At 68.8% G+C, this 12330-nt stretch carries 14 protein-coding genes and 1 pseudogene; 2 read left to right on the forward strand and 13 right to left on the reverse strand.

What is annotated here, in order from left to right; translation table 11 throughout:
• Nucleotides 1-180 (reverse strand): annotated as a pseudogene (locus tag AC3WLF_RS24345) (ankyrin repeat domain-containing protein); the annotation flags it as partial.
• Nucleotides 181-197: 17 nt separating this feature from the next.
• Entirely contained in the window at nt 198-1004 is an 807-nt protein-coding gene (locus AC3WLF_RS24350; protein ID WP_492318759.1) for a gamma-glutamylcyclotransferase, read from the reverse strand.
• A gap of 204 nt (nt 1005-1208) precedes the next feature.
• Between AC3WLF_RS24350 and AC3WLF_RS24355 the strand changes: the two genes are divergently transcribed.
• Nucleotides 1209-1529, forward strand: a complete 321-nt coding sequence (locus AC3WLF_RS24355) for a hypothetical protein (RefSeq protein WP_013957577.1) — start codon at nt 1209-1211, stop codon at nt 1527-1529.
• 80 nt (nt 1530-1609) lie between these two features.
• Here AC3WLF_RS24355 and AC3WLF_RS24360 read toward each other — a convergent pair whose 3' ends face one another.
• The 7 genes from AC3WLF_RS24360 to AC3WLF_RS24390 all read right to left on the reverse strand — a co-directional run bounded on the left by AC3WLF_RS24360 (nt 1610) and on the right by AC3WLF_RS24390 (nt 6145).
• Nucleotides 1610-1957: an FKBP-type peptidyl-prolyl cis-trans isomerase gene (locus AC3WLF_RS24360; protein ID WP_010813699.1), complete on the reverse strand. Its 348-nt coding sequence runs from the start codon at nt 1955-1957 to the stop codon at nt 1610-1612.
• Between the two features lie 59 nt (nt 1958-2016).
• Nucleotides 2017-2565, reverse strand: a complete 549-nt coding sequence (locus AC3WLF_RS24365) for a YaeQ family protein (RefSeq protein ID WP_010813698.1) — start codon at nt 2563-2565, stop codon at nt 2017-2019.
• 111 nt (nt 2566-2676) lie between these two features.
• Nucleotides 2677-2985 (reverse strand): hypothetical protein, encoded by a 309-nt coding sequence (locus AC3WLF_RS24370; protein WP_492318758.1) that lies wholly within the window; start codon nt 2983-2985, stop codon nt 2677-2679.
• Nucleotides 2986-3093: 108 nt separating this feature from the next.
• Complete coding sequence (locus AC3WLF_RS24375) at nt 3094-3681, reverse strand: YceI family protein (protein ID WP_492358942.1); 588 nt, start codon at nt 3679-3681, stop codon at nt 3094-3096.
• Nucleotides 3682-3695: 14 nt separating this feature from the next.
• Complete coding sequence (locus AC3WLF_RS24380) at nt 3696-4079, reverse strand: MAPEG family protein (protein WP_492318756.1); 384 nt, start codon at nt 4077-4079, stop codon at nt 3696-3698.
• 66 nt (nt 4080-4145) lie between these two features.
• Entirely contained in the window at nt 4146-4388 is a 243-nt protein-coding gene (locus AC3WLF_RS24385) for an RNA-binding S4 domain-containing protein (RefSeq protein WP_010813694.1), read from the reverse strand.
• Nucleotides 4388-6145 carry a glutamine--tRNA ligase/YqeY domain fusion protein gene (locus AC3WLF_RS24390; protein ID WP_492318755.1) on the reverse strand — a complete coding sequence of 586 codons (1758 nt, stop codon included), beginning with the start codon at nt 6143-6145 and terminating at the stop codon, nt 4388-4390. The genes AC3WLF_RS24385 and AC3WLF_RS24390 overlap by 1 nt, the downstream gene beginning before the upstream one ends.
• Before the next feature lie 255 nt (nt 6146-6400).
• Here AC3WLF_RS24390 and AC3WLF_RS24395 point away from each other — a divergent pair, with 255 nt between their 5' ends.
• Nucleotides 6401-7840 (forward strand): CoA transferase, encoded by a 1440-nt coding sequence (locus AC3WLF_RS24395; protein WP_492358943.1) that lies wholly within the window; start codon nt 6401-6403, stop codon nt 7838-7840.
• A 1-nt stretch (nt 7841) separates the two neighbouring features.
• On the opposite strand, the gene AC3WLF_RS24400 is transcribed toward AC3WLF_RS24395, so the two are convergent.
• From AC3WLF_RS24400 to AC3WLF_RS24415, 4 genes are all read right to left on the reverse strand, one after another.
• Nucleotides 7842-8459, reverse strand: a complete 618-nt coding sequence (locus AC3WLF_RS24400) for a pyridoxamine 5'-phosphate oxidase family protein (protein ID WP_492351535.1) — start codon at nt 8457-8459, stop codon at nt 7842-7844.
• A 55-nt stretch (nt 8460-8514) separates the two neighbouring features.
• Entirely contained in the window at nt 8515-9375 is an 861-nt protein-coding gene (locus tag AC3WLF_RS24405; RefSeq protein ID WP_492318752.1) for a PhzF family phenazine biosynthesis protein, read from the reverse strand.
• A 223-nt stretch (nt 9376-9598) separates the two neighbouring features.
• The gene (gene ggt, locus AC3WLF_RS24410) at nt 9599-11224 is read right to left on the reverse strand and encodes a gamma-glutamyltransferase (protein ID WP_492318751.1); all 1626 of its coding nucleotides are present in this window, start codon (nt 11222-11224) and stop codon (nt 9599-9601) included.
• A 52-nt stretch (nt 11225-11276) separates the two neighbouring features.
• Nucleotides 11277-12254, reverse strand: coding sequence for a Bug family tripartite tricarboxylate transporter substrate binding protein (locus AC3WLF_RS24415; protein ID WP_492318750.1), 978 nt, complete (start codon nt 12252-12254; stop codon nt 11277-11279).
• Between the last annotated feature and the right edge of the window lie 76 nt (nt 12255-12330).

The following is a 12330-nucleotide window of genomic DNA, read 5'->3' on the forward strand; positions in this document are numbered from 1 at the left end:
CTGAATGGCCGCGCTGCGCGGCGCTCGGGCGGCGGGCTGGCTGGCCGCGCCGCCGGCGGGCCGTGCCGCCAGGGTCTGCCCGCCCTGGGCCGCCAGCAGGCCGCCCCCCATCAGCAATCCCATCAGGCCCAGCAGCTCGTTGAGTGCCTGTCTGCGGGTGCGTGCGGCGGGGCGCGTCATGGCGGCAGCTCCTTGGCTCAGACGGTTTCGTGGGGGCTGGCCGGCAGGGGCGCTGCGTCATCGCGGGCGGCGTGCGCAGCGCGCTCGGCGTCGGCGGCATCGTCGGCCTGCAGCTGGCGCCAGAGCCGGCCCAGGTAGGGATCGTCGACGCCGTTGGTGGCCAGGCCCAGCAAGGTCTGCTGCAGGTATTCGCGCGCGGGGCCGTACAGTCCGGCAGCGTGGCGCAGGCGCTCGACCACGCTGGGATCCGGCAGCCGGCCGGCGTAGGCCTCGTGCGTTCGGTTCATGACGAAGGCGAGGGCGCGCTGCTCAGGCGCGCCGGCATCCCCGGTGCGGATGCGCAGCCAGCGCGGATGGTAGGCCCCGGTCAGCATCTCGCGGCGCCACAGCACGCGGAATTCCTGCTCGACCACATGGCTGGGGATGCGGAACACCATGCCGTGGCAGCAGCCGCCCCGGTCCAGGCCCAGCACCAGGCCCGGGTTGTCCCAGGTGCCCCGGTTGATGCGGGAATAGAGGTAGAAGCCACGGTGGTAGCCGTGTACGGTGGCACGCTGGCGCTCGGTGTGCACCACCATCGGGTTCCAGATCAGCGAACCATAGCCGAACAGCCAGACATCGCCGCCAAGCGCGGGATCTTCCGGGCGGCGCGCCAGCGTGTCGGAAAGGGACTGCTCGAGCACGGCTTCCGGCAGCAGCGAGGACGCGACCGGAGTACTGCACAGCGAGGTGCGCAGACGGTCGGATTCGAGGTCCTGTCGCGTGATGGCCATGGTGGAAGCATAAATCAAAGCGGCGCCACGGGAAGGTGGGGGAAATGACATAAGTGCCAGTTTTTCTCAGAATTGCCTGAGCAACCGGCACGGGTGTGGGCGCCTGACAACGTTTGGCGCGGCGTGCCGCCTCTGTCACTCGCCGCGGACGCGTGCTGCCGCACCTTTGTCCGCGATCAGGCGCACGTGAATTGCTGGCCGGCGCGGCTGCCATGTCCTTACAATGGTGGCCTCAATTCACAGGGGGAACCCGCGATGGCACGCACGCTTACGGTGGTGTTCGGCAGTGGCAAGGAATATGACTTCACGATCGGCACGGACGAGCTGGCCGCGGTCACCGAGGACGCCGCGTGGCGCTGGTTCGACCGGGAATATACCGAGCTGGACTGCCAGGCGTCGAGCCCGGTCGGCAAGGTGCTGGTGATCGACAAGATCCTGAATGTCGCCAAGTTTTCCGGAGAGGCGCGCTTCTCCGGCGATCCTGCCTGGGCGCAGGACTATGCCCGCCATGCGGCGCGGCTGCTGGACCGGGACAAGGTCCGCGTCGATGTCGGCAACGCCGCGATCGGGTTCTGAGGCGCGGGAGCGCCAGCAAGACGGGTAGTTGCCGCGGTTGTCGCCCCTGCCTGTGCAGGCGCGACAACCTTGCTGCCGGGTTAGACCGCCAGCAGTTCCACTTCAAACAGCAGGGTAGCGTTCGGCGGGATCACGCCGCCGGCGCCGCGGGCACCGTAGCCGAGGTCGGCCGGGATCACCAGGCGGCGCACGCCGCCCACCTTCATGCCCTGCACGCCTTCGTCCCAGCCGCGGATCACATGGCCGGCACCCAGCGGGAACACGAACGGGTCGTTGCGGTCCTTGCTCGAATCAAACTTGCGGCCAGCCTGGCCGTTCTCGTACAGCCAGCCGGTGTAGTGCACGGTGACGTGCTTGCCGGCGGTGGCTTCGGCGCCGGCGCCGACGGTGGTGTCTTCGTATTGCAGGCCAGAGGGCGTGGTTTGCATGGCGTATTTCCTTCCGATGGGAACAGACGTGGTGAGAGGAGAACGCAGCGCGGCTGCGTTCAGGCTTGGGCGCGCTGGAGCACATCCAGCGTCAGTTGCACATTGCGGTCGTCGTCGGCCACCCAGATGTCGCCGTCCTGGATCGTCACCGACAGGCGCATGGCGCGCTGCGCCAGCGCGGCCAGGGCTTCGACCGCTTCCGCCGGGACATTGTAGACGGTGACGTTGCGCAGCTTGCCGGCCTTGCCCGCCATGCCCTTCCACCATTCGCGCGCGCTGGCCGCATTGTAGGTATAGACGGTCACGCGCTCGGCCCGCGCGGCGGCGCGCTTCAGGCGCGCTTCGTCGGGCTGGCCCAGTTCGACCCAGTGGGCGATGTCGCCGGTCAGGCGCTTGTCCCACAGGTCGGGTTCGTCGGGTTCGTCCAGGCCGCGCGTGAAGGCCAGCGTTTCGGTGGCTTCGCAGGCAAAGGCCAGCAGGCGCACCATCATGCGCGCGTCATTCTCGGACGGGTGCTGGGCGATGGTCAGGCTGTGGCTGCCGTAGTAGGGCCGGTCCATGTCGGAGACCGACAGGTCAGCTTTGAAGATGGTGGATTTGAGCGCCATGAGGTGAAGTGAGCGGCAGGCGCCCCGGCTGGGGTGCGGGAGACGCAAAAGGCCGCATCATACGCCATTTGCCGGACACCGCCTGCGGGCACGGCATACTGGCGCAGTGGCTCAGCGCTTGCGGTATTCCTTGAGGTAGAAGCGCAGCAGCGCCGACAGCAGCAGCGTGCCCAGGAAGCCGGCGGCAACGATCAGCGCCTGCCCGGCGGTGGTGTCGATCTGGCCGGCCACCCCGAGGCGGAACAGCCAGGTGCCGACCATCATCGCCAGGAACGGCATCAGCAGCGCGCCGCGGCCGTAGGTTTGCACTGCCCACAGCGGGAAGCGGCGCAGGAAGTCGCCTGGAATGCTGCAGGCCAGGCAAGCACCGGCAGCTGCCAGTGCGGCGGCCACGATGTCGCCGGAATGGATATCGAACATGGTCTCGGTCTCGCGCGCCCCCATCAGGCACACGCAGGCGAGCGTGCCGGGAATTGGGCAAAGCGCTGATTCTACAAGAGAAATTTGCGCCGGAGGTGACGAATAGGGTTAGCGCGGGGTGCTGCCCGCGGGCGATGCCTCGACCGCCACTTGCAGCGTCACGGTGTCGCCTACCTCGGGCAGGAAGCGGGTCATGCCAAAGGCACTGCGCGGCACCTCGGCACGGAAGTCCCCGCCGCAGACCTGCCGGCTCACGCCGAACAGGGTGACCTCGCCGCAGCGGAAGCGCTCGGCCTGCAGGCGCAGCGGCTGCGTGACGCCGTGCAGCGTCAGCTCGCCTTCGACCGCCGCCAGCCGGCCGCCTTCCATCAGGAAGCGGTCCGCACGCAGCCGCGCCACCGGGTGCTGGGCGGCATCGAAGAATTGTGCCGAGCGCAGCACGCCGTCCAGGGTGCGGTTGCCGGTATCGACCGAGGCCAGGTCCACGATCACGTCGAGTGCGCCGGCGCCGCTGTCCGCGTCATAGACCAGGCGCCCGTCGATCTTGCCAAAGCGCCCGCGCACCGAACTGCGCTCGAAATGGCTGGCGGAGAAATAGACGGTGGTGTGCGCCGGATCGATGGTGTATTCAAGCGGCGCCGCCTGCGCGGCGGCGATGCCCAGGGCGGCAGCAAGTGCCAGCGCGCGTGCGGCCATGGCTCAGTCGGCGTTCAGTGGACGAACACGGGCAGCAGGAACATCCCCACCACCGACAGGTAGCCGACGGTCCAGCACAGCGTGCGCAGCGTGGCGCGGTCGGTCACGTAGCACACGGTGTAGAGCACGCGGGCCACGATGAAGACCACGGCCAGCTCGTCGATGCGGGCCTGCGGCGCCTGCAGGTGGCTGGCGGCCAGCACGGCGGCGGCAAAGAAGGGGAAGGCCTCGAAGTGGTTGCGGTGCGCCATGTCGGCGCGGCGCGCGCGGCCGGACTGCTGCTCCAGCCAGCCGCGCGGGTCATGGTTGTCATAGCCAGGCGCGCTGGCCTTGGCGATGGCCACCGTCACCAGCGGCAGGATGCCGGCCAGCAGCACGCACCAGAAAGCGATCGGCATAGTCCAGTCCTTTCGGTTGCAATGCCGGCGCCGCCGTCACTGGCGCCGCCGGCCTGGCCCGCGCGGTCAGGCGGCGACCACGCGGATCTCGATGCCCGCCAGGCCCACCACCTGCCCGGCGCGGATCTTGGCAGTCTTGCGCGATTCGGGCGCGCCGTCCACCGAGACTTCGCCGGCGGCGACCAGCGCCTTGCCGGCGCCGCCGCTGTCGCACACGCCCGCCAGCTTGAGCAGGTCATTGAGCGCGATGAACTCGCCCTCGAGCGGGAAGGTGATGGTTTGCACGGCTGCCTTGCCAGGTTTGGCCATCACTTGCCCCAGCTGTCTTTCAGACCGACGATGCGGTTGAAGACCGGCTTGCCCGGCTGCGAATCGGTGCGGTCGGCGACGAAGTAGCCATGGCGCTCGAACTGGAAGCGGTCTTCGGGCTGGGCCTCGCGCAGGCCCGGCTCCAGGTAGGCGGTGATCACCTGCTTGGAATCCGGGTTGAGCGCATCCAGGAAGTTCTTGCCGCCGGCATCCGGGTTGGGGTCGTTGAACAGGCGGTCGTACAGGCGCACTTCGGCCTCGTACGCGTGCGCCGCGCTGACCCAGTGGATCACGCCCTTGACCTTGACGCTGTCGGCGCCCGGCGTGCCGCTCTTGGTTTCGGGCAGGTAGCTGGCGTGCACGGCGATCACGTTGCCGTCGGCATCCTTGTCCACGCCGGTGCACTCGATAACGTAGCCGTACTTCAGCCGCACCTTGTTGCCCGGGAACAGGCGGAAGTAGCCCTTGGGCGGGGTCTCGTTGAAGTCCTCGCGCTCGATCCACAGCTCGCGCGACAGCGGGAACACGCGGCGGCCCAGTTCGGGCTTTTTCGGGTGCACCGGTGCCGAGCATTCTTCGCTCTGGCCTTCGGGGTAGTTGTCGATCACCAGGCGCAGCGGGTCCAGCACGGCCACGCCGCGCGCGGCACGGCCGTCCAGGTCGTCGCGCACCGCGCCTTCGAGGGTGCTCATGTCGATCCAGCTGTCGGCCTTGGCCACGCCCACGCGGTCGCAGAACAGCTGGATCGATTCCGGGGTGTAACCGCGCCGGCGCACGCCCACCAGCGTGGGCATGCGCGGATCGTCCCAGCCGTCCACGCGCTTTTCATCGACCAGCTGCTTGAGCTTGCGCTTGCTGGTGATGGCGTAGGTCAGGTTCAGGCGCGCGAACTCATACTGGTGCGGCAGCGGGTCGCGGAACACGCCGCTGTCGCGCAGGTGCTCAAGCACCCAGTCGTACAGCGGGCGGTTGTTCTCGAACTCCAGCGTGCACAGCGAATGCGTGATGTTCTCGAGCGCGTCCGAGATGCAATGCGTGAAGTCGTACATCGGGTAGATGCACCACTTGTCGCCCGTGCGGTGGTGATGGGCATGGCGGATGCGGTAGAGCACCGGGTCGCGCATCACGATATTGGGCGCGCTCATGTCGATCTTCGCGCGCAGCACGTGCTCGCCGTCGCCGTACTTGCCGGCGCGCATGTCGCGGAACAGCTGCAGGTTCTCTTCGACGCTGCGCTCGCGGTAGGGCGAGGGCTTGCCCGGCTCGGAGAAATTGCCGCGGCTGGCGGCGATCTGCTCGGCGGTCTGGCTGTCGATGTAGGCGGCGCCGCGCTCGATCAGGGTCTCGGCAAAGGCGTAGAGCTGGTCGAAGTAGTCGCTGGCGTAGTACAGGTGCGGCTGTCTGGTGCCGTCCTTGCCCTCGCTGTCCCAGGAAAAGCCGAGCCAGTGCACCGCGTCGATGATCGAATCGACGTATTCGGTGTCTTCCTTGACCGGGTTGGTGTCGTCAAAGCGCAGGTGGCAGCGGCCGCCATAGTCGCGCGCCAGCCCGAAGTTCAGGCAGATGCTCTTGGCGTGGCCGATATGCAGGTAGCCGTTGGGCTCCGGCGGGAAGCGGGTGATGACGGTCGGCAGCGGTTCGCCGGCCTTGTCCTGGCGGCCGGCATAGGTGCTGGCGGCGAGATCCTGGTCGATGATGCTGCGCAGGAAGTTGGAGGCGGCGGGGGTGCTGTCGGTAGGCTTGTTGTCGTGGCTCATGATGGCGCCGGTTGGCCGGCCTGATGCGTCTGGGTGCTTGGGGCCGGGTCGTCAGATTGCGTGGCGGAATGCCAATAACGGGATTTTACCGTGCCGGAGCCGCCGCACGCCGCGAGCCGCCGCGGATTTCCGCCCTTGTCCCGGATTTGCGTCCGCGCGGATGCGCCTGGCTGCGACGAAAGTGATGTGTCGGAGTAGCATGGGAGCGTGCCGGCCCGTGGTGACCGGCTGTGGTCCATCGCTGCAGGAATGCCCATGAACGCCCAACCCGATGCGGCGCCAGTGCCGCTTGAGCCCTCTGAAGTCGTTGCCGCGCTGTGGCGCGATGCCGGCCTGCCCGCCGAGGCGCTGGCGCACCTGAAGCTGGACGGCGCCGAGCCGGTGCTGCCGTCGAGCTTTGCTGTGGGCACCGCCGCCCAGGCCAGCCTTGGCGCGGCGGCGCTGGCAGCCGCCGCGCTGTGGCACAGCCGCACCGGCCGCTGGCAGGACGTCAGCGTCGACATGCGCCACGCCATCACCGAATTCCGCAGCGAACGCTACCTGCGCGTCGATGGTGGCCCCGCGCCCGAGCTGTGGGACAGGCTGGCCGGCATCTACCGCTGCGGCGACGGCCGCTGGGTGCGCCTGCATACCAATTTCCCGCACCACCGCGACGGCGTGGTGCGCTTGCTGGGCTGCGCCAATGACAAGGCGGCCGTGCAGGCCGCACTGGAAAAGCGGGACGCCGAAGCCTTCGAGACCGCGGCGTCCGACGCGGGCCTGGTGGTTGCGGCATTGCGCAGCTTCGAGGAATGGGACCGCCATCCGCAGGCGGCCGCCTTGCGCGGCCTGCCGCCGGTGACGCTGGAGCGCATCGGCGACGCCCCGCCGCAACCGTTGCCGGCGCCCGCATCCGCGGATGCGCAGCCGCTGTCGGGCGTGCGCGTGCTCGATTTCACCCGCATCATCGCCGGCCCGGTGGCGGGCCGCACGCTGGCCGCGCATGGCGCCGACGTGCTGCTGGTCACCGCCTCGCACCTGCCGTCGATCCCGCCGCTGGTGATCGACACCGGCCGCGGCAAGCGCAGCTGCCAGCTGGACCTGCGCGATCCCGATGACAAGCGCACGCTGCACAAGCTGCTGCACGGTGCCGACGTGATGGTGCAGGGCTACCGCCCCGGCGGCCTGGCCGAGCTGGGCGTGGGGCCGGAGGCCGCGGCGCGCGCGCGTCCGGGCATCGTCTATGTGTCGCTGAGCGCCTATGGCCATGTGGGGCCGTGGTCGCACAAGCGCGGCTTCGATTCGCTGGTGCAGAGCGCCACCGGCTTCAACGATGCCGAAGCGCAGGCGGCCGGCAGCGACACGCCGCGCCCGTTGCCGGCGCAGGTGCTGGACCACGCCGCGGGCTACCTGCTGGCCTTCGGCGCGATGGCCGCGCTGCACCGGCGCGCGCTGGAGGGCGGCAGCTGGCATGTGCGGGTGTCGCTGGCGCAGGTGGGGCAGTGGCTGCGCGGCCTGGGGCGCGTGCCGGGCGGGCTCAAGGCGCCCGAGCAGAAGATCGACGACGTGGCCGACCTGCTCGAGGCGGTGCCGTCGGGCTTCGGCATGCTGACGGTGGTGCGCCATGCGGCGCATCTGTCGGAAACGCCGGCGCGCTGGACCTTGCCGTCCGAGCCGCTCGGCACGCACGCGCCGCAGTGGCTGCCGCGCGGTTAGGCTAATAGAGCGTGGTGCGCTGCCGCTCGGGCAGTTCGCGGTCGTAGGCGGCGCCGTCGATGGCGTTGTCGGTCAGCGTGGCCAGGATCTCGCCGTTGCTCGGCAGCGACTGGCGCGCCACCTGCGCATCCGCTGCCCACAGCCGCGAGCGGATCAGCGCGCGGGCGCACTGGAAGAACACTGACTGCACCGTGACCACCAGCACCGTGGTCGGGGCCTTGCCGTCGACCACGCAGCGCGCGACCAGCGCCGGGTCGACGCTGATCTGCGCGCTGCCGTTGACGCGGATGGTCTCGTTGATGCCGGGGATCACGAACAGCAGCCCCACGCGCGGATCGGCAACGATATTGCGCAGGCTGTCGATGCGGTTGTTGCCGCGCCGGTCGGGCAGCAGCAGCGTGCGTTCGTCCAGCACCTGCACAAAGCCCGGCGCATCGCCGCGCGGCGAGCATTCGGCCCAGTCCTCGCCCACCGTCGACAGCAGGCAGAAGGGCGCCGCCTCGATAAAGGCGCGGTAGTGCGGGTGCAGGTAGTCGACTTCCTTGGACAGCGACGGGGCCGCCGGTTGCGCGTAGAGCGCTTCCAGTTCGGCCAGCGTGGTGATGGCGTGCGAGGTCATGGCAGGCGGGGCGTGGGTCGGCGGGGGCGAAACCGTCAATGTAGCGCAGATGCCGTTACACGGTCACGGTACCCCGGCCGATCTCCAGCACGCGGCCGCCCACGCGGATGGCGCCTTCGGCATCGGCCTTCAGGCGCAGCCGGCAGGGGCGGCCAACGGCCTCGCCCTGGTCGATCGCATACTCGGCCGGCAGCGCGTGGCCGGTGGCCAGCAGCCAGCCGCCCAGGTTGGCGCAGGCCGAGCCCGTGCCCGGGTCCTCGGCCACGCCGCCGCCCTGCTTGGTGAAGAAGTAGCGCGACCGCACGCGGCCGGGCTGCTCCGGGTCGAAGGCAAAGACGTAGGCGGTCTTGCGGCCCAGGCTGCTCTGCGGCCAGATCTGCAGTCGCGCGCTGTCGGGGTTGGCGCGGCGCACGGCATCGGTGCTGCGCACTGCCACCAGCAGCTGGTCGGCGCCGGTGTCGACCCACATCGGCGACACCAGCAGGTCGTGTTCCCGCAGGCCGAGCAGGCTGGCGATGTCGGCATCGGACAGGCCCACCGGCGCGGTCTTCGGCTTGCCGCTGTGGGGGGCGGTGAAGGTCCAGACATCGCCCTGCGCGGTCACCGGCACCACGCCCGCCGCGAACTCCAGCGTCAGCGCGTCGCCGGTTCCGGCCAGGTTGCGCACAACGTGCGCGGTGCCCAGCGTCGGATGGCCGGCGAAGCGCATCTCATAGCCCGGCGTGAAGATGCGCACCCGCGCGCTGGCACGTTCCGACGGCAGGATAAAGGTGGTTTCCGACAGGTTGAACTGCAGCGCCAGCGCCTGCATGGTGGCCTCGTCCATGCCGCGCGCATCGTCGAACACGCATAGCGGATTGCCACCGAAGGTGGCTTCGGCAAAGACGTTGAGCAGGCGGAAGGCGTAGGTGGTCATGGCGCGGGGGCTCCGGGTATCTTCCGTCACAGTGTACGTAGACCGGGCCAGCGGGCCATGGACAGTTGGCGGGTTTGTGGGCGGGCCAGTTCGGAAGGCGGAGTTGTTCGCGGCGCCGCTTGCAGGAGGCTCCCCTCGCCCGCTTGCGGGAGAGGGAGAACACCTTGCTTAGGCTAGTTCCGGCGGCTTTGGTGCACCCAAAACCGCGCTCCCTTCTTGCGCTTCAGAACCCCACCGCCTGCCCATCGCGCCGGCTGTCGCTGGCGGCGACATAGCCGTGCTCGGCATCTTCCGACAGGCGCCAGATGAACTGGCCCGAGCCGAAGTCCATGTACGGATCGTCCACTGACTTGAGCTGGTGGCCGCGCGCCTTCAGGCCCTCGACCGTGGCCGGGTCCATGGTGCTTTCCACGTCCAGCGTGAAGTCGCGGTTGACCTTCCAGCGCGGCGCGCAGCACGCGGCCTGCGGCTGCTGGTTGTAGTCCAGCATGCGCACCACGGTCTGCAGGTGGCCCTGCGGCTGCATGTCGCCGCCCATCACGCCGAAGCTCATCACCGGCTGGCCGTCCTTGGTCAGGAAGGCCGGGATGATGGTGTGGAACGGACGCTTGCCGCCCGCGACCACGTTGGCCGACTTCGGGTCCATCGAGAAGCCCACGCCGCGGTTCTGCAGGCTGATGCCGGTGCCCGGCACCACCACGCCCGAGCCGAAGCCCATGTAGTTGGACTGGATGAACGAGATCATCATGCCGTTCTCGTCGGCGGCGGTCAGGTAGATGGTGCCGCCCACCTTCGGCATGCCGAAGTCGAAATGCGTGGCGCGCTGCATGTCGATCAGCTTCGCGCGCGACTTCAGGTACGCGTCATCGAGCATTGCCTCCGGCGTGACTTCCATGCTGCGCGGGTCGGCTACGTAGCGGTAGAGGTCGGCAAAGGCCAGCTTCATTGCCTCGATCTGCAGGTGCTGGGAATCGACCGAGTCCACCGGGATCGAAGCCATGTCGAACTGGTCCAGGATGCCCAGCGCGATCAGCGCGGCGATGCCCTGGCCGTTGGGCGGGATCTCGTGCAGCTCGTAGCCGCGGTAGGACTTGCTGATCGGCTTGACCCAGTCGGGGCGGTAGTTGCGCAGGTCATCGAGCGTCATGGCGCCGCCGCACTGCTGGCTGAAGGCGGCAATCTGCTCGGCGATCTCGCCTTCATAGTAGGCGCGGCCACGGGTCGCGCCGATCTTGCGCAGGGTTTCGGCGGCAGCCTTCATGGTGAACTTCTCGCCCACCGCGGGGGCGCGGCCATTGGGCATGAAGGTCTCGGCATAGCCGGGCTGGTCCTTCAGTTCAGGCACCGCGGCGGCCCACTTGTGCGCCACCACCGGCGGCACGGCATAGCCGCGCTCGGCGATCTCGATTGCCGGCTCCATCAGGTCGGCGAACGGCAGCTTGCCGAAGCGCTCATGCAGCGCGGCCCAGCCGGCGACCACGCCGGGCACGGTGACCGAGTCCCAGCCGCGGATCGGGCGGTTGGCCAGGCCGTTGGCATCGGTGCCGTACTTGTTCTTGAAGTATTCCGGGCTCCAGGCCGCCGGGGCCACGCCCGACGAGTTCAGGCCGTGCAGTTCCTTGCCGTCCCACAGGATGGCAAAGGCATCGCTGCCCAGGCCGCACGACACCGGCTCGACGATGGTGATGGCGGCGGCCGCGGCGATGGCGGCATCGACCGCATTGCCGCCCTTGAGCAGCATGCGCAGGCCGGCCTGCGCAGCCAGCGGGTGCGAGGTGGAAACCACGTTGCGCGCAAACAGCGGGATGCGCACGGAGGGGTAGGGGTTGGTCCAGTTGAAGTTCTGCATGCTTGTCTGTGTCCTTGTGCTCGGTGCGCCTGTAGCGCAAATTCTGCGGCCCTTATTCTGCCGTGATCTTGCGATCCCTGATCAGCTTGCCCCAGCGCGCGCTGTCCTTCTTCACCATCGCGGCGAACTGCGCCGGCGTGCCGCCGACCGGCTCGGCGCCCAGCTTGCCCAGGCGTTCCTTGACCTCGGGCGACTGGATGGCCTTGTTGAACTCGGCATTCAGGCGGTTGACGATATCCGCCGGCAGGCCCTTGGGGCCATAGATGCCGAACCAGGTATCGGACTCGAAGCCGGGCAGGCCCGACTCACTCGCGGTGGGGATTTCCGGTGCCAGCGGTGAGCGCTTGGCGCTGGTCACTGCCAGTGCCTTGAGCTTGCCGTCCTTCACATGCGGCAGGCCCGACACGATGCTGTCGAACAGCACCTGCACCTTGCCCGAGATCAGGTCCGGCACGGCCAGCGCGGTGCCGCGGTAGGGGATGTGGGTGATGAACACGCCCGCCTGCGCCTTGAAGGCCTCGGCGGTCAGGTGCACCACGGTGCCGTTGCCGCTGGAGGCGTAGTTCAGCTCGCCGGGATGCTTCTTGGCGTAGTCGATCAGCTCGCGCACGTTCTTCGCCGGCAGGCCGTTCGGCACCACCAGCAGGTTGGTGGCGATCGCCACCTGGCTGACCGGGGTGAAGTCGGTCTCGGTGTTGTATGGCAGGCGAGTGTTGATATACGGCCCGATCGAATGCGTGCTGGTGGTGGCGATCAGCAGCGTATAGCCGTCGGGCGCTGCCTTGGCGGCCATGTCCGAGCCGATCGCGCCGCCGGCGCCGGGGCGGTTGTCGACCACGATCTGCTGGCCCAGGCTGGCGCCCACCTTCTGCGCGATGGCGCGTGCCAGCAGGTCGGTCGCGCCGCTGGCCGGGAAGGGCACGATCAGGCGGATCGGCTTGCTGGGATAGGTATCGGCCAGTGCGGGCGTGGCGGCCAGGCAAAGCCCGCAGCCAAGGCCGATGCCGAAGCGGCGCAGCCAGGATTTCATTCTTGTCTCCGGTGTCAGGCGATTGGCCCCGATTCATGAGCCTGCCTTCATTATTCCGTGCTGTCGGTCACAAAGA

The sequence above is a fragment of the Cupriavidus sp. FW306-01-F10A genome (assembly GCF_058782785.1).